The organism is Aeromonas allosaccharophila (genome assembly GCF_000819685.1).
Lineage (GTDB): Bacteria > Pseudomonadota > Gammaproteobacteria > Enterobacterales > Aeromonadaceae > Aeromonas > Aeromonas allosaccharophila.
On the sequence record NZ_CDBR01000066.1, the window covers coordinates 99,243 to 118,921 of the forward strand.

A 19,679-nucleotide genomic window follows, 5' to 3' on the forward strand; every position below is an offset into this window, starting at 1 on the left:
CTTATTCGCTATCCTGCGCCTGTTCGCCTGCTTGCGCCTGCGCGGCACCGGCATCGGTCAGGGTGATGGCGTTATCTTCGATGACAATCTTGCCCTGCTTGTAGAGGCCGCCGATCGCCTTCTTGAAGGTGCCCTTGCTCATGCTGAACAGCTTGTAGATGAGCTCGGGTTCGCTCTTGTCACCCACCGCCAGGCTGCCGCCCTGCTTTCTCATCCGGCTCAGAATGCGCTCACCGGCGTCATCGACCCGCGCCAGACCCGGTTTTTGCAGGGTCAGATCCAGCTTGCCATCTTCGCGCACCTGCTTGACCCAGGCAGTTTGCGGCCGACCGGTCATCACCCGGCCAAACACTTCGTTCTTGAACAGCATGCCGGGATACTGGCCGTTGACGATCACCTTGATGCCAAGGGGCGAGTGTTCACCCGGCAGCGCGGTCACTTCGTCACCGACTTTGAAATTGCTGCCGGCCGGGGTCAGGAAACGCTCGATGCGGCTGGTGCCAACCATGCGCCCTTCGTTATCCAGTTGCAGACGCACCAGATAGACGTGGCCCACCTGCATCGGCTTGTTCTGCTCGCGGCTGGGCACGAACAGATCCTTTTTCATGCCCCAGTCGAGGAAGGCACCAATCTTGTTGGCATTGACCACTTTCAGACCGGCAAATTCGTCCACCATGGCAAATGGCTTGTCGGTGGTGATCACCGGCTCGCAATCGGCATCCAGATAGAGGAAGACCTGCACGCTATCCCCCTCTTTCACCCCTTCCGGCAGTTGACGCTTGGGCAGCAGCAGTTCACCGTATTCATCGGCCGCAAGCCAGGCGCCACGGTCTTCGAGTTCAACGACGGTGAGGGTGTTCATCTTGCCAATCTGTATCATGGTGCTCTCTTTTTTCATTACCCGGATGGGCCAACTGATCCATGGCCCCTATGGGCGCGCATGTTACCTCAAGAGCGGTGATCTGGCCTAGTCCCCAAGCCACCAAGGGCCGCCATTTCGCCGCTATCTTACCCGCCAATGGTGATTAAATCGCCAAACAGGCGGCCATTTACTGCAAATAACCCCACTTTTAGGTAGACTTCGCGGCTGTTCAAATCCAGAGGAACTGTCGATGAACCCATCCACTCGTACCCGCCTGCTCAATCAATGGATCCAGAGCCACAGCCAGCAAGACATGACCTACCCGGCCCTGCACGGTTTTCTCTGTGCCCGTCTGCTGGGGCCGACAAGCCCTGACTGGCAACGCCCGCTGGCTGGTTTGCTGGAACAGGATGCCGAGCTGGATGAGAAGAGTGCAGAGGCCCTCAACCACCTGATCGCCGAGCTGGAAGCCCAGGCCGACGACGCCCAGCTGGCTCTGCCTAGCCAATGCCGCCTGCCCAGCGATAACCCGGAGCAGGTGTTCGAGCAGAGCCATCCCCTCGGTCAGTGGTGCTACGGTTTCAGCCAGGGCTTTGCCACCTGGCCCAAGCCGAAGGATTTGAACGACCCGACTACCCAGTACCGCTTCAGTCTGGCCGCCGAGCTGAGCCTGTTTCGCGACAAACAGATGGCCCAGATGCTCTATAGCGCCGCCGCCAGCGAACTCCCCTTTGTCGAGTTCTGCAAACGCCAGCGCCAGAACATGAAAACCGCCCTCAACCAGTTGCTCAACCTCGACCAGTATCAGGCCGCCCCCAGCGCTAATGTCGCCCTTAATGGCGAGCAGGCCCAGCAGTGGCAGAGCTGGTTCGAGCTGGCCGACAGCTGCCGCGATCATCAGGCCCGCCTCGGCTGGTTCGAGAAGATCATCGCCGATGCCACTCCGCTCTTTGATGAAGCCTTCTGGCAACAAATCGCCGGCCACGGCTGGAGTGCCCCCGAACTGCGCCCTCTGCTGGCCGCCAGAGCCGGCCGCGCCGACTGCCTGTTGCGCCTTGGCAAACTGGGTGAAGCCAAAGCGGAGTATCTGGCGCTGCTGACAATCTGCGTAGCCGACGAACCGGGTTGCCGCTACAACCTCTCCACCCTCTATGCACTGCAAGGGGATTGGCAGGCGCTGGCCGCCCTGCTGGTGCGCTTCGATGAAGCTTCCAGCTGGTTGCTCTATAACAAGGCGCTGATGGTCTTTGCCACCGAGGGTGCCGAGGCGGCCAAGCCCCACTTGATGGTCGCCATCGAGGCCAACCCGCACATTCCGGCCTGCCTGCTGGGTCAGCGCAAGCTGCCCAAACAGGAGCCGCAGAGCTGGCAAGCGGGCAGCCGTGATGAGGCCGCGCTCTACGCCCTGCACACCCGCGAGGCCTGGCTCAAGCAGAATGCCCTCATCTGGTTGCGTAAAGGCTGAACAACGATGGCTTAAAATCCCGTCGGTCAGACCCGGTTTTTCCTTGAGGGCGTGCGCCACCGCACATTTCATCGCAACCGGGTCAGACAAATCAGCTTGAGTTTCGTATCATCAATGTCAAAGTATCAAAAGAAACTGCATCTGATGCAGCCGTCACAGCAGGGTGTAATATGTCAAAAATCATAGCGTTACTCGCTCACTACCCGCCCTATCAGTTGGTACATGCCGCCGAGATGCTACGGGATACCTTCGAACAGTTTTATGAACAACGTTACCAGCTGACCGTGCCGCAATGGCGCCTGATGATGGTGCTCGGCCCCAACTACCCCATCAGCCAGAAAGAGCTGGTCGAGGCGAGCGGCATGGACAAGGTGCGCATCTCCCGCGAGATCCGCCGCCTGGTCGAAAAAGGGATCATCTTCACCGAGAGCAGCGAGCAAGACAAACGCATCAGCCTGGTCTCCCTCACCAATGCCGGTCTCGCTCTTTTCCTGCAGCTCAAGAGTGAAGCTGGCAGCTGGCAACATACCCTGACCGACTATCTGCCGAGCGAATCCCGCGAGGCGATCCGCCAGCATCTGCACAGCGTCAGCGCCGCCATCGAGCAACTGCAATCGCTGGATCGGGAGAAGTGATCATGGATTTGAAAAAGTTCGCCACCATGGATATCAACATGCTGCTGAGCGTCGTCAATATGCAGCTGCGTGATCGCTATGACGATCTGGATGATCTCTGCAAGGCGCAGGAGATCGATCAGGAAGCACTGAAAGCGCGACTCGCCAGCGGCGATTTTCACTACCAACCAGCGCAGAAACAGTTCAGATAAGGATAGGTAGCGGGATCGGGATCACAGCGCCAGTGATGGCGCTGGCTCTGCGGTAAAAACCTGATATGGTCTGAAGAGCCCCAACAGGGTGATGCACGGATACATCACCCTGTCACAAGAGGGCATTAACATCGTTTCAGGTGAGCAAACCAAGGATGACCCCATGATATTGATGACCCGACAGAGCCTGTTGATCACGCTATGTACTCTGTTGATGATCAGCCTCTTCACGCCCCAATTGCCGCAAAGCACCGAACAGTGGCTGACCACCCTGTTGCTTGGCCTGCTGGTCGCGGTGGCAATGCTGCTGGTGCGTGGTTGTCGCCGTTTTATGATGGAGTAGTGACTCCGCCAGAGCTTTTAGATGGGTCGCTTGCCGCGATACTCTTTGTAGCAATACATCGAACCAAAAAACAAACGCAGCCTGATGGCTGCGTTGTGGTATCTGGCGGGGCTACCTCTTAAAGAGAAAGCCCTTTCCTTGTTATAGAGCCCTTAGATAGCCAGGGTTTCCAGCTGCGCCTTGGCTGCTTCCATCCCCTTGCTCTGGGCATCCGGCCCCATCCCCATCCCTTCGGCGTAGATGAAATCCACCTCTTTGATACCGATGAAACCGAGCACGGTACGCATGTAGGGGGTCACCAGATCGGTGGTGCTGCCGACGTGCATGCCGCCGCGGGGGCTGATCACCAGCGCACGGGTATTCTCAACCATGCCGACCGGGCCGGTCTCGGTGTAGCGGAAAGTAACACCGGCGCGAGCCACCAGATCGATCCAGTTTTTCAGCTGGGTCGGGATGTTGAAGTTGTACATAGGGGCAGCAATCACCACCAGATCGCTCGCTTTGAGTTCGGCGATCAGCTCGTCGGACTGGGCGATCACCGCCAGCTGACGTTCGCTCAGGTTATCACCACCGCGCAGGCCGGAGGCCAGCTCGCCATCCAGTACCGGCAGGTTGAGGGCGGCCAGATCCCGCACGGTGACGGCATCATCTTGATGGTCAGCCAGGAAACCGTCGATCAGGGCGTTGGATTGGGAATATTGACCCAGGATGCTGGATTTGAGTACGAGGATATTGGCCATGGTGAAACTCCATTTGGTTGTCGGTTGAACAGCGTTGCTGTCGATGGAGGTCACTCTAAACATTGTGCTTATTTGCTGATAGCGAAAATAGATGCTCAACTTGTTCAAAATTTTTGATGCAAGGCCATTTCCTCGCCAGCCAGCCTCGCGGCCGCGCTTCAACCCTTGGCAGAACAAACGATTGCCGTTATGATCCGCCGCACTTTTTTCCAGCGACCCGGATCCCATGATACCCTCGCGCAGGCACTCTCCTTTGGCCGGTGCAGTCTGGATGATGGTGGCAGGACTCTGCTTCGCCGCCGTCAACAGCCTGAGCCAGTATGTCAGCTTCAAACTCGGCCTTGCCTCTACCCAGGTCGCCTTCCATCAATACCTGATCGCCCTGGTCTGCCTGCTGCCCTGGCTGGTTCGTCACGGCTTGCGCCAATCCCTGATGACCAATCAGTTCCGGCTGCACCTGTTGCGGGTATTGCTGGCGGTAGTCGGCATCCAGCTCTGGCTCTGGGCACTGGCGTTCCCCGTCCCCATCTGGCAGGGGATCGCCCTGCTGATGACCTCACCGCTGTTTGCCACCCTGGGTTCTGCCCTGCTGCTCAAGGAGCAGGTGAGCCGCGCCCGCATACTGGCCACCCTGGCGGGCTTTGCCGGTGCCATGGTGATCCTCGCCCCCTGGACTGACGAATTCAACTGGGCCTCCCTGCTGCCGGTGGCGGCGGCGCTGTTCTGGGCCGGTTACTCCCTGATGGTGCGCTATCAGGCAGCCAACGAATCATCCCACACCATAGTGGTCTACCTGCTGATCTTCAGCACCCCGTTCAACGTCATGCTGGCGCTGCCGGAGTGGCAGTGGCCGAGTGAGAGCCAATGGCTGCTGGTAGCCGCCTCCGGCGTGCTGACGGCGCTGGCCCAGATGTCCATCGCCCGCGCTTACAGCGTGGCGGAGGCCTCCTTCGTACAGCCTTTCGATTTTGCCAAGCTGCCGATGAACGTGCTGGCTGGCTGGCTGGTATTTGGCTGGGCGCCCCCCGGCCGTCTGTGGCTTGGCGCCGCCATCATCATTGGCGCCATTACCTTGCTGACCCATCTGGAGCAGCGCGCTCACAAACCCGTTTCCTGAGGTACGCCATGCGTGCCTCTTTTTTTGCCCGCTATTCCCGCAATCACGTGTGCAATAGCGGCCATCAACAGTGACCAACGACATCAGGAGAGATCGTATGTTTGGAACCGCAACCCGCCCCGGTGCCACCCGTGCCCTGCTGCTGGGCTCCGGCGAACTTGGCAAGGAGGTCGCCATCGAGTTGCAACGGTTCGGGATCGAAGTGATCGCCGCCGACCGCTACCCCAATGCCCCCGCCATGCAGGTGGCCCACGCAGCCCATGTGCTGGACATGCTCGATGGCAACGCACTGCGTGCCCTGGTTGCCGAGGTTAACCCCGACCTCATCATCCCCGAGATTGAAGCGATCGCCACCGATACCCTGGCCGCTCTCGAGCAAGAGGGGGTCAAGGTAGTGCCCAACGCCTGCGCCACCCAGCTCACCATGAATCGGGAAGGGATCCGCCGCCTCGCCGCCGAGACCCTGGGTCTGCCCACCTCCCCCTACCGCTTTGCCCAGAGCAAGGAGGAGTTTGTCGCCGCCGTCGAGGCCATCGGCCTGCCCTGCGTGGTGAAACCGGTGATGAGTTCATCCGGCAAAGGGCAGAGCGTTTTGCGCGATCTCGTCAAGATCGATGACAGCTGGACTTACGCCCAGGAGGGTGGTCGCGCCGGTCGTGGCAAGGTGATCGTCGAAGGCTTCGTCCCCTTCGAATACGAAATCACCCTGCTCACGGTACGCGCCATCGATGGCATTCACTTCTGCGAGCCGATCGGCCACCGGCAGGAAGATGGCGACTACCGCGAATCCTGGCAGCCGCAGGCGATGAGCGAGCTGGCGCTGGCCCGCTCCAAAGAGGTGGCCGCCAAGGTGGTTGAAGCCCTCGGTGGTTACGGCCTGTTCGGGGTCGAACTCTTTATCAAAGGCGACGAGGTGTGGTTCAGCGAAGTCTCACCCCGCCCCCACGACACCGGCATGGTGACCCTGATCTCGCAGGATCTCTCCGAATTCGCCCTGCATGTGCGCGCCATTCTGGGGCTGCCGGTTGGCACCATCACCCAGTACGGGCCGAGCGCATCTGCCGTGGTGCTGCGCGAAGGGCACAGCCAGAATATCCGCTATCAGGGGATTTGCGAGGCGTTGGCGCTGGTGCCGGGCGCCCAGCTGCGGCTGTTTGGCAAACCGGAGATCGCCGGTCGCCGCCGTCTTGGCGTGGCGCTGGCCCGCGCAGAGGATTGCCAGGATGCGGTGGAAAACGCCAAAGCCGTGGCCGCCAGGGTCGAGGTGATGTTCTAAGGGCTTTTTTTGCCACAGCAAAACAAACGTTTGCCGATGTGATCGGGCGCAAGGGGCATGGCAATGCCCCTTTTGCATTTCCCCGTCAGGCTTATAATCCCCTCTTCAAATTTGTCAGGAGTACAAGATGTTAGCTGCCGTGATCTTCGATATGGATGGTGTTCTGATCGACTCGGAACCATTTTGGCAACGTGCCCAGATCGCCGTTTTCTCCGAACTGGGTCACCCCCACACCGTCGAGGATTGTGAATCGACCATCGGCGTGCGCATCGATCAGCTGGTCGCCCACTGGTATCGCCTGCGCCCGTGGAGCGGCCCGACCCAGGAAGAGGTGGTACAGCGCATTCTGGATCGGGTCAACGCCCTCATTCTGAGCGAAGGTCAGGCCAAAGCCGGTGTGCTGGACGCGCTCGACCTTATCGAAGCGCGCGGGCTGAAAGTGGGTCTGGCCACCTCATCCCCCTTTGCCATGGCAGAGGCGGTGCTCGGCAAACTCGGCATTCGCGATCGCTTTATGGCGGTTCACTCCGCGGAAATCGAGCGTTTCGGCAAACCGCACCCGGATGTCTATATCCACGCCGCCGAAAAGCTGGGGGTGGAACCGGTTCATTGTCTGGCCATCGAGGACAGCTTCACCGGCCTGCTGGCAGCCAAGGCGGCCTCCATGACCGCGCTGATCGTGCCGGATCCTGCTTTAGTCGGCGACCCACGCCTTGCCATCGCCAACTACCAGCTCGGCTCACTGGCCGAACTCAATAGCGAGATGCTGGACAGCTGGGTCAAATAAGCCAGCGAGAGGCGCTGATCGTTCCATGTACCCGGCGTTGGTCGGAGATCCGCGTCTGGCCATCGCCAACTACCAGCTCCGCTCACTGGCCGAGCTCAATAGCGAGATTCTGGCCAGCTGGGTCAAGTAACGCCTCCCGGCGCCTCTTAGCACACACATTCTCATGCTCACAGGGGGCATCCAGCCCCCTGTGATTGCCAAACAACCATTGGCAATCCCCTCTTTTCACCGGTCATTCGCAACCAGATTCCCCCTCTCACACACGACCCGCCCAATCAGTCGCAATCGGTCATCTCTCTGGCTTGATCTCTGTCATAAACGTGCGTTTGCTCGCGGTTAACCCCCTTCAGCCCGACTAGAATCAGGGTAGATAGGCGGCCCCAGGGCCCGAGGAGGTTATCATGATCGAGTACACCAGCAAGCGCATCGTCTGCCCCCACTGTGGCCACCACACCATGGTCGAGCTGGATGCCAGCCAGGGTGATCAGGAGTTCTACGAAGATTGCATGGCCTGTTGCAATCCGATCCATCTGCGGCTCCATCGCGACGAAGCCCGCGACTGTTTGCAGTTGTTTGTGGATGCGGACGACGAGCAGATGTTTTGAATCTATGTCCTGAACAATGGTCCTGAACAGTCGATGTCCGGAACACAGGCAACCCAACGGGTAAAATGCCAGTCAGTCAAGTCTGGCTGGCATTGTTTTTATTAGCTTTTGAATCGCTTTGCTGCCAGTGCTGCAGGTTGGTCCGAAGCGCCTCCCACCGCTCTTGCCGTATTCCTCTCGCCTTCTTGCTGCGCAGGTCAAGCCCCTGTCGGTTGCCAGCTGCGTTTCTCATCCTCCTCACTGGTTGCTCGGGAGAACTGCCCCTATAACTTGCCCAAAAGCGGAGAGTGCCGAAGGGTATCGTCAGGCCCATCAACACTGCCTGTCAGCAAGCTGACCATTGCAAACGTGATGAAGAGTATTTTGGAAACATATTCTTATTGCAGATAACAACTTGCAGATAACCACTTGCAGATAACCACTTGCAGATAACAACCAAAACCAAATCTCAAATTGGTCACTCGTTGTCAATCTGACTATGGCGCGTTAACATTCCAAATCCCCTGTATGGCAGTCAGAGAGAAAGATGATGAGTGAAGAAAACAGCACTCCTGCGCTGAATCGAGGCCCTGTTGATCACGATGTACGGGATCAGATTATGGTTGCAGCCACCGAGCATTTCCGCCGCTACGGCTATGGCAAGACCACAGTGTCTGATTTGGCAAAATCAATCGGATTTTCAAAGGCATACATTTACAAATTCTTCGCATCCAAGCAGGCGATTGGCGAGAGTATTTGTGCAAACTGCCTCGATGAAATCCAGGAGGATGTTCGAAGAGCGATTGAACAGGTTGATCAGCCGCCCGAGAAGCTGCGCCGGATGTTTCAAGAGATCATCAAGGCAAGTTGTCGGTTGTTCTCCGCTGATCGAAATCTCTATGAAATAGCGGCTTCAGCCGCAGCAGAACGCTGGCAAGCCACCCTCGTCTATGAGCAGAACATCCAGACATTACTGCAAGATATCCTGCTGGAGGGGCGTAAAACCGGTGACTTTGAGCGAAAAACCCCGTTGGATGAAATAACTGCGGCAATTTATCTTGTTATGAGGCCCTATTTAAACCCCCTCATGCTGCAACACAACTTCGACTGCATTGACAAGGCACCGACCCAGTTGTCTAACCTGGTGCTGCGCAGCCTCGCACCATAATAGTGACCATTGATCAATTTGGTCACTTGAATTACATTGCCTCCTGAACCGTTCTTCATGGAGGCTTGTGTATGTCTCGTCACCGCATACTTGCAATTATCACTTCGCTACCGCTGGCCCTGACGGCTTGTGGTGAGCAACAACCATCTGATCCACGTACGCAAGTACCGCTGGTGCGCACCGTCACGGTCCATGATGCTGAGGTTGGATCACGCTCTTTTACCGGGGTCGTCGCAGCTCGCGTTGAGAGTGACTTGGGATTTCGTGTCTCTGGCAAGGTACAGCAACGCCTCGTAGACACAGGGCAAACCGTTAAACAGGGTCAACTGCTGATGCGTATTGACCCTGTTGATTTGAAACTCGCCGCACACGCACAACAGGCGTTCGTTGCGGCGGCCAGAGCAAGAGCGAAACAAACCGCGGAAGATGAAATCCGTTACCGAAATTTACGCGGCACAGGTGCGATCTCTGTTGCCACTTACGATCAGGCCAAGGCGATGATGGAGACAGCCCAAGCCGAACTGCGAGCCGCTGAAGCACAAGCGGCTGTGGCCCGTAATTCCACCGGTTATACAGATCTGATCGCCGATGTTGATGGCACCGTAATCGCAACGCTGGTGGAGCCTGGGCAAGTCGTTAATGCCGGACAAGCCGTTGTGCGCATTGCCCACGCGGGGGCGCGTGAAGCCGTCATTCAATTGCCAGAAATATTGCGCCCGCCATTGGGATCCCTGGGTCAGGCAACACTCTTCGGAAGGCGCGATGGCACATCGGCGGCAACGTTAAGGCAGCTGTCGGACGCAGCAGACCCGAGCACTCGCACCTTTGAAGCACGATATGTGCTGACGGGTTCACTGCAAAATGCACCTTTGGGCTCCACGGTTACCCTCCATCTGACCGAGGATCCGGTTGCGGCAACTGCGGGCATTCAGATCCCGGTCAGCGCCTTGTTCGATACCGGTAAAGGCCCTGGCGTGTGGCGTGTCCACGGCCAACCGACAAGGGTCTCATGGAGCCCTATTACGGTGTTGAACCTTGGCAGTGACGCTGCCCGCGTTGCAGGCCATATCAAGCAAGGCGATCTGGTGGTCGCCATGGGTGCGCACTTGCTCCATGAAGGGGAGTTGGTACGCACGCTCGCCCCCTCTGCCGATGTGACAACAGAGGATGCACGCCCATGAGCGAACGCCGCTTCAATCTGTCGGCGCTTGCGGTACGCGAACGCGCCATCACGCTGTTTCTGATCCTGCTGATCTCGCTGGGCGGGGTCACGGCCTTCTTCAAACTGGGGCGGGCCGAGGATCCCTCATTCACCATCAAGGTCATGACCATCATCACCGCCTGGCCCGGCGCCACTGCGCAGGAGATGCAAGATCAGGTCGCCGAGAAGATCGAAAAGCGACTGCAGGAGCTGCGCTGGTATGACCGCAGCGAAACCTACACCCGTCCGGGGCTGGCCTTCACCACGCTGACCTTGCTGGATAGCACCCCGCCGTCGCAAGTACAGGATGAGTTCTATCAAGCCCGTAAAAAGGTCGGCGACGAAGTGCGCAATCTGCCACCCGGCGTGATGGGGCCATTTCTCAACGATGAATATGCCGATGTGACCTTTGCCCTGTTCGCACTCAAGGCAAGGGGCGTACCGCAGCGTGAGCTGGTCCGGGATGCGGAAATGCTACGCCAGCGCTTGCTGCATGTGCCCGGGGTGAAGAAGGTCAACATCGTTGGCGAGCAGTCCGAGCGGATCTATGTCGAGTTTTCCCATGAGCGCCTGGCCACGTTAGGCATCAGCCCGCAAGACGTGTTCGCAGCCCTGAACGGCCAGAATGCCTTGACGCCAGCCGGCGCCATCGAAACCAGGGGACCAGAGGTGTTCATTCGCCTGGACGGCGCCTTTGACGAGCTGCAAAAAATACGCGACACCCCCGTCGTGGCGCAGGGACGCACGCTGACGCTATCTGATATCGCAACGGTGAAACGGGGTTATGAAGATCCGGCGACCTTGCTCATCCGCAACGGCGGTGAACCTGCGCTGCTGCTGGGGGTCGTGATGCGCGACGGCTGGAACGGGCTCAATCTGGGCGAAGCCCTGGATAACGAAATCACCGCTATCAATGCCGAGCAACCGCTGGGCATGAGCTTGAGCAAGGTGACCGACCAGGCCATCAACATCAGTTCGGCGGTCGATGAGTTCATGATCAAGTTTTTCGCGGCGGTACTCGTGGTCATGCTGGTGAGTTTTGTCAGCATGGGCTGGCGTGTTGGTGTCGTGGTCGCCGCGGCCGTGCCATTGACGCTGGCTGTGGTCTTTGCCGTGATGCTCGCGACCGGCAAGAACTTCGACCGCATCACCCTGGGGTCACTGATCCTGGCCCTGGGGTTGCTGGTGGATGACGCCATCATCGCCATCGAAATGATGGTGGTGAAAATGGAAGAGGGCTATGACCGTATCGCGGCGTCGGCTTACGCCTGGAGTCACACCGCAGCGCCCATGCTCTCTGGCACCTTGGTCACGGCCGTCGGATTCATGCCCAATGGCTTTGCGCGCTCCTCGGCGGGTGAGTACACCAGCAACATGTTCTGGATCGTCGGCATCGCGCTGATTGCCTCCTGGGTAGTGGCCGTGGTGTTCACGCCATACCTCGGGGTCAAGCTGTTACCCGATGTCAAGAAAGTCGCAGGCAGCCACCATGCTCTCTACAACACGCCGTACTATCACCGCTTTCGCAAACTGCTGGGCAACGTCATCGCCCGCAAGTGGCTCGTGGCAGGCTCGGTGAGCGCGCTGTTCGTCGCATCGGTGCTGGGTATGAGCATGGTGAAGAAGCAGTTCTTCCCGATCTCGGACCGCCCTGAAGTCCTGATCGAAGTACAGATGCCCTATGGCACCTCGATTACCCAGACCAGCTTGGCGGCAGACAAGGTGGAAGCCTGGCTGGCCAGGCAGGAGGAGGCCAGGATCGTCACCGCCTACATCGGCCAGGGTGCTCCCCGTTTCTTTTTCTCGATGGGACCTGAGCTGCCCGATCCGTCGTTTGCCAAGATAGTGGTACGGACGGACAACCAGAACGAACGCGAAGCGTTAAAACTAAGACTACGCCAAGCCATTGCCGAGGGACTGGCCCCCGAGGCACGTGTTCGCGTCACCCAACTGGTGTTCGGCCCCTACTCGCCCTTCCCTGTGGCCTACCGGGTGGCAGGACCGGATCCGGCTGTGCTGCGCAACATTGCGGCTGACGTGCAACAGATCATGCACGCCAGTCCACTGATGCGCACGGTCAACACTGACTGGGGAGCCCGCGTGCCGACGCTGCACTTCACTTTGCAACAGGATCGACTGCAAGCGCTGGGGCTGAACTCAAGCTCGGTGGCACAGCAACTGCAATTCCTGCTCAGCGGCATACCGGTCACTGCGGTGCGGGAAGACATTCGCACGGTACAGGTCGTTGCGCGATCGGCGGGCAACAACCGGCTCGATCCGGCCAGAATTGGCGATTTCACACTGGTTGGAGCCAATGGACAGCGGATCCCGTTGTCGCAAGTGGGCAAGGTCGATGTCCGCATGGAAGAGCCGGTCATGCGCCGACGCGATCGGGTACCGACCATCACGGTACGGGGTGATATCGCCGAAAACTTGCAGCCGCCAGACGTATCGACGGCGATCACCCGGCAATTGCAACCCCTCATCGCTGCGCTGCCAGCTGGTTACAGCATCGTAGAGGCCGGATCCATCGAAGAGTCAGGCAAGGCAATGGCGGCCATGTTGCCAGTCTTCCCCATCATGCTGGCCATCACCTTGCTCATCATCATCCTGCAGGTGCGCTCGATGGCGGGCATGGTCATGGTCTTTCTGACCAGTCCGCTGGGTCTGATCGGCGTGGTGCCGACACTGTTGCTGTTCCAGCAGCCCTTCGGCATCAATGCGCTGGTTGGCCTGATTGCACTGTCGGGCATCCTGATGCGCAACACGCTGATATTGATCGGGCAGATCCGTGAAAACGAGCAGGCCGGGCTAGACCCTTTCCATGCGCTCGTTGAAGCGACCGTGCAGCGTGCTCGTCCGGTCATTCTGACTGCGTTGGCGGCGATCCTCGCCTTTATTCCGCTAACCCATTCGGTGTTTTGGGGAACGCTGGCTTACACGCTGATCGGCGGCACCTTTGCGGGCACGATCCTGACGCTCGTGTTCCTGCCCGCCATGTATTCCATCTGGTCCAGGATCCAGCCTGGTTGAAACAGGGATCAGCAAAACGTTGGAATGAGATAAACCCCGTCCTGGTGCTGAAGGTTATCGATGCCTCTTCGAGCAGGCAGATACAAATGAGATGCGCGCTCACCGCCCTGACACGGCACAGTGCCAGGGCGGTGATACCACTATTGGCGCGCCGCCAGCACCCGCTCCACGGTATCGACGATGGCCTGGGTCTGGGGATCGATCTCGATATTGGTCTGCCAACCCGCCTTGACCCAACCGAGGTTGGTGCGGGCCAGGGTCTCGGGGATCAGATGAACGCAAAACTCCCGCTCGCGCACCTCACCGATGGTCAGACTGATGCCATCAATGCCGATGTAGCCCTTGGTCAGCACATATTTCATCAACTCGGGGGCGAGGCGATACCACACCTGACGGTTGTTGGGGGTGTCGATCACCGAGGTGACCTCTGCCATGCCGATGATATGACCGGACATGGCATGACCGCCGATCTCATCACCAAAGCGGGCGGCCCGCTCCACATTGACCTTGTCCCCCACCTGCAACAGGCCGAGGTTGGTGAGGCGCAGGGTCTCCTGCATCAGATCGAAGCTGACCAGCGCCCCCTCGACCCGGGTGACGGTCAAGCAGCAGCCGTTGTGGGCAACCGAGGCACCGAGGGCCAGCCCTTCCCCCCACGCCGGGCTCGGCATGCGGATCACATGGGTACGGAAGTTGGGTTGCTGCTCGATGGCCACCAGTTCGGCGGTCCCCTGCACTATGCCAGTGAACATCTCTCGTCTCCTGCGACGGCAAAAAGGGCAGGTTAACCTCGGGCAGAGAGTGAGACAAGGGTACCGGCTGACAAGCTTGCGCCCGATCGCTATAGTGACGCCGTTCACATCCGGGTAAACAAGGAAAAAAGAAATGCAGGTATATCAATGTTGTGAAGCTATTCGCATCGCCTATAACCAGATCGGCTCCGGCGAGCAGGGCTATGTGCCAAACGCCATTGCCGCCACCATCCGCGCTCTCAACGCGGTAGCCGCCGATGAGCGGGTACCCGCCGAACTGCGTGAGCAGGCTGCCTATGCCGCGGCCAACCTGCTGATCAGCGATCACGAAGACGCCTGATCCTGCCCCCCGGGGCGGCAACTATTTCGTCCTGGATGAATTTCAGGCTAGAATGCCTCCCCCACCCTTTGCACTTTCGTCCGAAAGTGCAAAGGCTCTTCCCGATTTCCGCTCTTTTTTACTCTTATCTGATCCACTCGGAGGTGTCAGTGCAACGTTATTGGTCCGAGGCGAAGCAGCTCGTCCGTCTAGCCAGCCCCATTCTGGTCGCCCAGGTGGCCCAGGTCGCCATGAACTTCGTCGATACCGTGATGGCGGGACAGGTGAGCGCGGTCGATCTGGCGGCCGTGTCGGTGGCGTCCAGCTTCTGGCTACCGGTGATCCTGCTGGTGCAGGGCATCATCATGGCGCTGACCCCCATCGTCTCCCAGCTTAACGGTGCTCGCAAACGGGAAGAGTTGCGCCCGGCCGTTCATCAGGGCTTCTGGCTGACACTGATCGTCACACCGCTGGCAATGATCGCGCTCTATTACAGCCCGCTGGCGTTGCAATTTATGGATGTGGAGCCGGTGATGGCCGCCAAGACCAGCGGCTATCTGCATGCCATTCTGTGGGGCCTGCCCGCCTTTGCGATGTTCCAGGTGCTGCGCAACTTCAGCGAAGGGCTCTCCCACACCATGCCCACCATGGTGATCGGCTTTGTCGGGCTGGCGGTCAATATTCCCGCCAACTACATCTTCATTCACGGCCACTTCGGCATGCCGAAACTGGGCGGGGTGGGTTGTGGTGTGGCCACCGCCATCGTACTGTGGGCCATGCTGCTGGCGATGATCCTCTATGTGAAGCTCTCCCGTCACTTCACCGAGATCCGTCTCTTCTCCCAGCTGGCTCGCCCCAACGGCAGCCAAATCTGGCGCCTGTTTCGCTTGGGCTTCCCCATCGCCATGGCGATCTTCTGCGAGGTGACCCTGTTTGCCGTGGTGGCGCTGATGCTGGCCCCCTTTGGCGCCGAAACGGTGGCGAGCCACCAGATTGCGCTCAACTTCTCCAGTCTGGTCTTTATGCTGCCACTCTCCATCGGGGTGGGTGTCACCATCCGGGTGGGCCACAGCATCGGTGAAGGCCAGCCCCATCACGCCCGGGTGGCCGCCCGCACCGGTCTTATGCTGGGCGTGAGTGTCGCTGCACTCACCGCTACGGTGACCGTGCTGCTACGGGAGCACATCGCCAGCATCTATACCGATGACCTGCAGGTGATCGCCCTGGCGGCCACCTTGCTGTTCTTCGCAGCCATCTACCAGCTCTCCGATTCGGTGCAGGTGGTCGCGGCCGCTGCGCTGCGCGGTTACAAGGATACCCAGGCGATCTTCTACGTCACCATCGTCGCCTACTGGGGACTGGGGCTGCCCACCGGCATGATCCTGGGTCTGACCGACTGGCTGGTACCGCGGATGGGGCCGCAGGGCTTCTGGATTGGCTTTATCGTCGGCCTCACCAGTGCCGCCCTGATGCTGGGGGCGAGATTGCGCTACATCTACGGCCGTTTTGCTACCCCGGAGGCCTGCACCTCCCTGTCACGGGCCCAGTAACAGGGCACGGGAAGCGACAACTCGCCTGCAAAATCAACAGGCTGCGCAAGAACTGGGCAAACAGTCTCCTTTGTGCATATGGCCTGTTGACAGCCTTGGGGGGCATGGGTAGTATGCCGACCACGTCAGCAGCGCTGGCGTAGTGAAGTAAGAGAAAGTGGGTTTATAGCTCAGTTGGTTAGAGCACTACCTTGACATGGTAGGGGTCGTTGGTTCGAATCCAATTAAACCCACCACTTTGCTGTGATGCGTCCTTAGCTCAGCTGGTTAGAGCACCACCTTGACATGGTGGGGGTCGGTGGTTCGAATCCACTAGGACGCACCATTACAGAACACTGATTATGCGTCCTTAGCTCAGCTGGTTAGAGCATCACCTTGACATGGTGGGGGTCGGTGGTTCGAATCCACTAGGACGCACCATTCAGTTTGAAAGAAATGCAGATGTGGGTTTATAGCTCAGTTGGTCAGAACACTACTTTGACATGGCATATGCGGTGTCGTTGGTTCGAATCAATTTGAGCGCAGATGTGGGTTTATAGCTCAGTTGGTTAGAGCACTACCTTGACATGGTAGGGGTCGTTGGTTCGAATCCAATTAAACCCACCACTTTCCTGCAACAAGCATTAAAAAGTCGCATTGCGCGCCCTGCGTCCTTAGCTCAGCTGGTTAGAGCATCACCTTGACATGGTGGGGGTCGGTGGTTCGAATCCACTAGGACGCACCAAATTAAAAAAGCCCGCTCATCGAGCGGGCTTTTTGCATTCTGTCCAGTCACTCCCCTACCCCGCCAATCCGTTCAATACCGACCGGGCAATGGCGCAGAGCCTTGTTCCAATAAAAAGCCCGTGTCATCCGATAAACGACACGGGCCGGGTAGACGCCGCCAGATCCTCAGCTCTGCACGGCAATCTCGTACTTCTTTATCTTGCGATAGAGGGTGGCAATCCCTATCCCCAGCGCCTGTGCGGCCAGTTTCTTGTTGCCAAGCCGCTGCAGGGTCTCTTCAATCATCTGTTTTTCCATGCTCTCAAGGCCGCTCTCACCCGGGACGGAGTCAGGCAGCTTCTCCGACATAGCCGCGAGCGGTGCGGCGGCAGGGACATTGAACGCCGCATCCAGGTTGGTCACCGGGATCGACTGAGCGGTGACGCGATGGGGCTCCTGATTGCGGATGATATTGGGGGGCAGCAGGCTGGCGTCGATCACCTCGCCCGCCTGGCTGACGTTGACCAGATATTCGATGAGGTTGCTGAGCTCACGCACGTTGCCCGGCCAGCGATACCCCTTGAGCAGTGCCATCACCTCGGGCGCCAGACCGGGATAGACGATGCCAATGCGGCTGGTGTGCAGGTTGAGGAAGTAGTGGGTCAGCAGCTCCACGTCCCCTTCCCGCTCCCGCAGCGGCGGCAGGTTGAGGGGGATGACGTTGATGCGGTAGTAGAGATCCTCACGAAACTTCCCTTCGGCGATGTATTGATCGAGATGCTGGTGGGTGGCGGCGATGATGCGGATATCCACCGGCACCGGCCGGCTGGCCCCGATAGGGGTCACCTCCCGCAGCTCCAGCACCCGCAGCAGCTTGGCCTGCATGGTGAGCGGCATGTCGCCAATCTCGTCGAGGAACAGGGTACCCTGATGGGCCGCCTGAATCAGGCCCTGCTTGCCGCCGCTGGAGGCGCCGGTAAAGGATCCCTTCACATAGCCAAACAGCTCGCTCTCGAGCAGTTGTTCGGGAATGGCGGCGCAGTTAATGGCGATGAAAGGTTTATCCTGACGGGGACTCAAGCGATGGACGGCGCGGGCCACCACCTCTTTACCGGTGCCGCTCTCGCCGCAGATCAGCACGCTGGAGGGACTCTGGGCGATGCGGTGCAACAGCCGCTTGAGGGTGCGCATCGGCTTGCTCTCGCCGATCAACTGATCGATCCGCACATCCGGATCTGGCTCCTGAACCAGACCGGAGTGGGATTGGTGAAAGGCCATCAGAAAGAGCTGCTGGCCCTGCACATGGTGCAGCTGGCCGATGATCAGCTCCTGACGTCCTTCGAAGGTGATGATGTGCTGGATATGGCCACTCAGTCCCTGGCGGGAGAAGGTAAGCGGGCGGATCCCCACTTCGCGCCCCTGCAGTTGTTCCTGCTGGCAACCCAGATGATGGAGCGCCGCCTCGTTGGCATAGAGCAGTTGACTCTTGTCATCGAGCAGCAGGCAACCCTGATCCATGTTGGTCATCAGATTGAGGAACACCTTGTTGACCCCGTCCGACAGCCCGCGCGAATCGAGCAATTTGGCCACAAAGATGGTGGAGATGTGGCGCACATAGTCACACACATCCTGCAGATTGTTGTTGAGGCGCGCCTGCTGCTCGTCGCTGAAGGCCACCAGACTGATCACCCCGATACAGCGCTCGTCCACCATGATGGGCACCCCGAGGAAGGCGCGCTCACGGCAGCTCTCCTTGCAGGTACAGCCGTCACACACCGGATCATCGCTGGTGTGGGTAACTATCTTCTCCCGCTGGTTATCAATCACATAGCGCAGCAGGCGGGAATCCCCCTCCAGCTGACGTCCGAAGAACTTGCCATAGGGCCCGGTGCCAGCCACCCGAACCATATCGGCATCCACAATCTCGACCTCAAGCTGCAGCACACTCGCCAGCATCTTGGCAAAGCGCAAGATGGTCGGCTGGATCTGCATCAACAGACACTGGTTGCTCACGGATCTCATCCATCATTCCTTTTTGTTCTTGTTATCCTCCCCCTAAAGGGAGCCATGCTGGCCAGATACTAAGGGATATCAGGGGGAACTACTTCGGGGGGGATCACGAAAAGGGAAAATGTCCCGCATCCTCCGCGACTTCAGAGGCACAGATAAAATTCAATAAAAACATAAAGATGAAAACACATGCAGTGAGATAAACCACTCGGGTCAGCCAAGCCTGCTGATCTGCGGACTCCATCGACGGATCATGCTGACTGTGGGGAAAACAACCTCTGATATTACATTTGGCTCACGCGCCGCGTACCTGTTTCAAGACTTGGCACTCATGGTCGAAATCCGCTTTATCTTGCGGCTGAATGTAACTTTGCCAGCGGGCAAACAGCTCGGCCGTCGGATAACGATGCAGACGAATACCGGTGCGATAGAGTTTGGGAAAAAGTGGGTCTGGCTGGGATCTCACGACCAGACCGCGCAGCTTCTCGCCAGAGGGAATGGCAATCACCAGCTCATCACCCTCTTTCAACCGTATGGCCCCCAGAATACCGATGCCGCCGATGGCTATGTCGCGCACCACCACATAGGGCACCGGGTTGAGCAACTCCAAAAACCAGTTGCGACGGCGACATTCTGCCTTGTAACCACCCCCACTGAGGATAAAACGGCGGTGTCTGCGCCAGTCATAACCGGTAGGTAATGCCGGGTCATAGCGCGATTTTGCCTGCCCCACAGGATCAGATTGCTCACTTGTGCTCATCCGGTTTCCCTCACTGGCATTGGTTAAACAGTGTCAGTCAGCTCTTTTTATACTATAGCTGTCGCCGTTAGCCATGGGGCTCAGGGTCGGATACGGGGACGACAGATGTATCACGGAGGCAATGATGGGCAGAGATGGCATGGAAGAGCTTGCTGATCCTGATAGGCTAACTTTCCCCTGC

At 58.6% G+C, this 19,679-nt stretch carries 18 protein-coding genes and 5 tRNA genes; 18 read left to right on the plus strand and 5 right to left on the minus strand.

Annotated features, from left to right (window positions below):
- Window position 1: 1 nt before the first annotated feature.
- Window positions 2-880 carry a CvfB family protein gene (locus tag BN1115_RS12740; protein WP_231554908.1) on the minus strand — a complete coding sequence of 293 codons (879 nt, stop codon included), beginning with the start codon at window positions 878-880 and terminating at the stop codon, window positions 2-4.
- 232 nt (window positions 881-1,112) lie between these two features.
- On the opposite strand from BN1115_RS12740, the gene BN1115_RS12745 reads away from it, so the two are divergent.
- The 4 genes from BN1115_RS12745 (at window position 1,113) to BN1115_RS12760 (ending at window position 3,496) form a co-directional block, all read left to right on the plus strand.
- Entirely contained in the window at window positions 1,113-2,327 is a 1,215-nt protein-coding gene (locus BN1115_RS12745) for a UPF0149 family protein (RefSeq protein ID WP_042657438.1), read from the plus strand.
- Window positions 2,328-2,497: 170 nt separating this feature from the next.
- Complete coding sequence (locus BN1115_RS12750; RefSeq protein WP_005336856.1) at window positions 2,498-2,962, plus strand: MarR family winged helix-turn-helix transcriptional regulator; 465 nt, start codon at window positions 2,498-2,500, stop codon at window positions 2,960-2,962.
- 2 nt (window positions 2,963-2,964) lie between these two features.
- The gene (locus BN1115_RS12755; protein ID WP_042657439.1) at window positions 2,965-3,153 is read left to right on the plus strand and encodes a DUF4250 domain-containing protein; all 189 of its coding nucleotides are present in this window, start codon (window positions 2,965-2,967) and stop codon (window positions 3,151-3,153) included.
- 163 nt (window positions 3,154-3,316) lie between these two features.
- On the plus strand, window positions 3,317-3,496 hold the full coding sequence (locus tag BN1115_RS12760; RefSeq protein ID WP_042657440.1) for a hypothetical protein: 180 nt from the start codon (window positions 3,317-3,319) through the stop codon (window positions 3,494-3,496).
- A 152-nt stretch (window positions 3,497-3,648) separates the two neighbouring features.
- Here BN1115_RS12760 and BN1115_RS12765 read toward each other — a convergent pair whose 3' ends face one another.
- A complete protein-coding gene (locus BN1115_RS12765; protein WP_042657441.1) occupies window positions 3,649-4,236 on the minus strand; it encodes an FMN-dependent NADH-azoreductase in 588 nt (195 codons plus the stop codon).
- A 226-nt stretch (window positions 4,237-4,462) separates the two neighbouring features.
- On the opposite strand from BN1115_RS12765, the gene BN1115_RS12770 reads away from it, so the two are divergent.
- The 7 genes from BN1115_RS12770 to BN1115_RS12810 all read left to right on the plus strand — a co-directional run bounded on the left by BN1115_RS12770 (window position 4,463) and on the right by BN1115_RS12810 (window position 13,402).
- The gene (locus tag BN1115_RS12770) at window positions 4,463-5,353 is read left to right on the plus strand and encodes a DMT family transporter (RefSeq protein WP_042657442.1); all 891 of its coding nucleotides are present in this window, start codon (window positions 4,463-4,465) and stop codon (window positions 5,351-5,353) included.
- Between the two features lie 97 nt (window positions 5,354-5,450).
- Window positions 5,451-6,629, plus strand: coding sequence for a formate-dependent phosphoribosylglycinamide formyltransferase (gene purT, locus BN1115_RS12775; RefSeq protein WP_042657443.1), 1,179 nt, complete (start codon window positions 5,451-5,453; stop codon window positions 6,627-6,629).
- Between the two features lie 127 nt (window positions 6,630-6,756).
- On the plus strand, window positions 6,757-7,416 hold the full coding sequence (gene hxpB / locus BN1115_RS12780; protein WP_042657444.1) for a hexitol phosphatase HxpB: 660 nt from the start codon (window positions 6,757-6,759) through the stop codon (window positions 7,414-7,416).
- Window positions 7,417-7,817: 401 nt separating this feature from the next.
- Entirely contained in the window at window positions 7,818-8,021 is a 204-nt protein-coding gene (locus tag BN1115_RS12790; protein WP_042059056.1) for a CPXCG motif-containing cysteine-rich protein, read from the plus strand.
- Window positions 8,022-8,547: 526 nt separating this feature from the next.
- Complete coding sequence (locus BN1115_RS12800) at window positions 8,548-9,168, plus strand: TetR/AcrR family transcriptional regulator (RefSeq protein ID WP_208597760.1); 621 nt, start codon at window positions 8,548-8,550, stop codon at window positions 9,166-9,168.
- 71 nt (window positions 9,169-9,239) lie between these two features.
- A complete protein-coding gene (locus BN1115_RS12805) occupies window positions 9,240-10,349 on the plus strand; it encodes an efflux RND transporter periplasmic adaptor subunit (protein WP_042657448.1) in 1,110 nt (369 codons plus the stop codon).
- Window positions 10,346-13,402, plus strand: coding sequence for an efflux RND transporter permease subunit (locus BN1115_RS12810; RefSeq protein ID WP_042657449.1), 3,057 nt, complete (start codon window positions 10,346-10,348; stop codon window positions 13,400-13,402). Before BN1115_RS12805 ends, BN1115_RS12810 begins: the two co-directional genes overlap by 4 nt.
- A 140-nt stretch (window positions 13,403-13,542) precedes the next feature.
- Here BN1115_RS12810 and BN1115_RS12815 read toward each other — a convergent pair whose 3' ends face one another.
- A complete protein-coding gene (locus BN1115_RS12815) occupies window positions 13,543-14,154 on the minus strand; it encodes a riboflavin synthase (RefSeq protein ID WP_042657450.1) in 612 nt (203 codons plus the stop codon).
- Window positions 14,155-14,287: 133 nt separating this feature from the next.
- On the opposite strand from BN1115_RS12815, the gene BN1115_RS12820 reads away from it, so the two are divergent.
- The 7 genes from BN1115_RS12820 to BN1115_RS12850 all read left to right on the plus strand — a co-directional run bounded on the left by BN1115_RS12820 (window position 14,288) and on the right by BN1115_RS12850 (window position 16,747).
- A complete protein-coding gene (locus tag BN1115_RS12820) occupies window positions 14,288-14,494 on the plus strand; it encodes a YaeP family protein (protein ID WP_005345813.1) in 207 nt (68 codons plus the stop codon).
- A 149-nt stretch (window positions 14,495-14,643) separates the two neighbouring features.
- Entirely contained in the window at window positions 14,644-16,023 is a 1,380-nt protein-coding gene (locus tag BN1115_RS12825) for an MATE family efflux transporter (RefSeq protein ID WP_042657451.1), read from the plus strand.
- Window positions 16,024-16,182: 159 nt separating this feature from the next.
- Window positions 16,183-16,259: transfer RNA gene (locus BN1115_RS12830), tRNA-Val, on the plus strand.
- A 12-nt stretch (window positions 16,260-16,271) separates the two neighbouring features.
- Window positions 16,272-16,348 (plus strand) — tRNA-Val (locus BN1115_RS12835).
- Between the two features lie 18 nt (window positions 16,349-16,366).
- Window positions 16,367-16,443 (plus strand) — tRNA-Val (locus BN1115_RS12840).
- A gap of 109 nt (window positions 16,444-16,552) precedes the next feature.
- A tRNA-Val gene (locus tag BN1115_RS12845) sits at window positions 16,553-16,629 on the plus strand.
- Window positions 16,630-16,670: 41 nt separating this feature from the next.
- A tRNA-Val gene (locus tag BN1115_RS12850) sits at window positions 16,671-16,747 on the plus strand.
- A 167-nt stretch (window positions 16,748-16,914) separates the two neighbouring features.
- On the opposite strand, the gene BN1115_RS12855 is transcribed toward BN1115_RS12850, so the two are convergent.
- Together BN1115_RS12855 and BN1115_RS12860 are read right to left on the minus strand one after the other, a co-directional pair.
- Window positions 16,915-18,750: a sigma 54-interacting transcriptional regulator gene (locus BN1115_RS12855; protein ID WP_042657452.1), complete on the minus strand. Its 1,836-nt coding sequence runs from the start codon at window positions 18,748-18,750 to the stop codon at window positions 16,915-16,917.
- Window positions 18,751-19,033: 283 nt separating this feature from the next.
- Entirely contained in the window at window positions 19,034-19,498 is a 465-nt protein-coding gene (locus BN1115_RS12860; protein ID WP_005360970.1) for a hypothetical protein, read from the minus strand.
- Between the last annotated feature and the right edge of the window lie 181 nt (window positions 19,499-19,679).

Coding starts and splice junctions, on each gene's coding strand:
- BN1115_RS12740 (WP_231554908.1), bottom strand. CDS start 880: ATGATACAGATTGGCAAGATGAACACCCTCACCGTCGTTGAACTCGAA.
- BN1115_RS12745 (WP_042657438.1), top strand. CDS start 1,113: ATGAACCCATCCACTCGTACCCGCCTGCTCAATCAATGGATCCAGAGC.
- BN1115_RS12750 (WP_005336856.1), top strand. CDS start 2,498: ATGTCAAAAATCATAGCGTTACTCGCTCACTACCCGCCCTATCAGTTG.
- BN1115_RS12755 (WP_042657439.1), top strand. CDS start 2,965: ATGGATTTGAAAAAGTTCGCCACCATGGATATCAACATGCTGCTGAGC.
- BN1115_RS12760 (WP_042657440.1), top strand. CDS start 3,317: ATGATATTGATGACCCGACAGAGCCTGTTGATCACGCTATGTACTCTG.
- BN1115_RS12765 (WP_042657441.1), bottom strand. CDS start 4,236: ATGGCCAATATCCTCGTACTCAAATCCAGCATCCTGGGTCAATATTCC.
- BN1115_RS12770 (WP_042657442.1), top strand. CDS start 4,463: ATGATACCCTCGCGCAGGCACTCTCCTTTGGCCGGTGCAGTCTGGATG.
- purT (WP_042657443.1), top strand. CDS start 5,451: ATGTTTGGAACCGCAACCCGCCCCGGTGCCACCCGTGCCCTGCTGCTG.
- hxpB (WP_042657444.1), top strand. CDS start 6,757: ATGTTAGCTGCCGTGATCTTCGATATGGATGGTGTTCTGATCGACTCG.
- BN1115_RS12790 (WP_042059056.1), top strand. CDS start 7,818: ATGATCGAGTACACCAGCAAGCGCATCGTCTGCCCCCACTGTGGCCAC.
- BN1115_RS12800 (WP_208597760.1), top strand. CDS start 8,548: ATGATGAGTGAAGAAAACAGCACTCCTGCGCTGAATCGAGGCCCTGTT.
- BN1115_RS12805 (WP_042657448.1), top strand. CDS start 9,240: ATGTCTCGTCACCGCATACTTGCAATTATCACTTCGCTACCGCTGGCC.
- BN1115_RS12810 (WP_042657449.1), top strand. CDS start 10,346: ATGAGCGAACGCCGCTTCAATCTGTCGGCGCTTGCGGTACGCGAACGC.
- BN1115_RS12815 (WP_042657450.1), bottom strand. CDS start 14,154: ATGTTCACTGGCATAGTGCAGGGGACCGCCGAACTGGTGGCCATCGAG.
- BN1115_RS12820 (WP_005345813.1), top strand. CDS start 14,288: ATGCAGGTATATCAATGTTGTGAAGCTATTCGCATCGCCTATAACCAG.
- BN1115_RS12855 (WP_042657452.1), bottom strand. CDS start 18,750: ATGAGATCCGTGAGCAACCAGTGTCTGTTGATGCAGATCCAGCCGACC.
- BN1115_RS12860 (WP_005360970.1), bottom strand. CDS start 19,498: ATGAGCACAAGTGAGCAATCTGATCCTGTGGGGCAGGCAAAATCGCGC.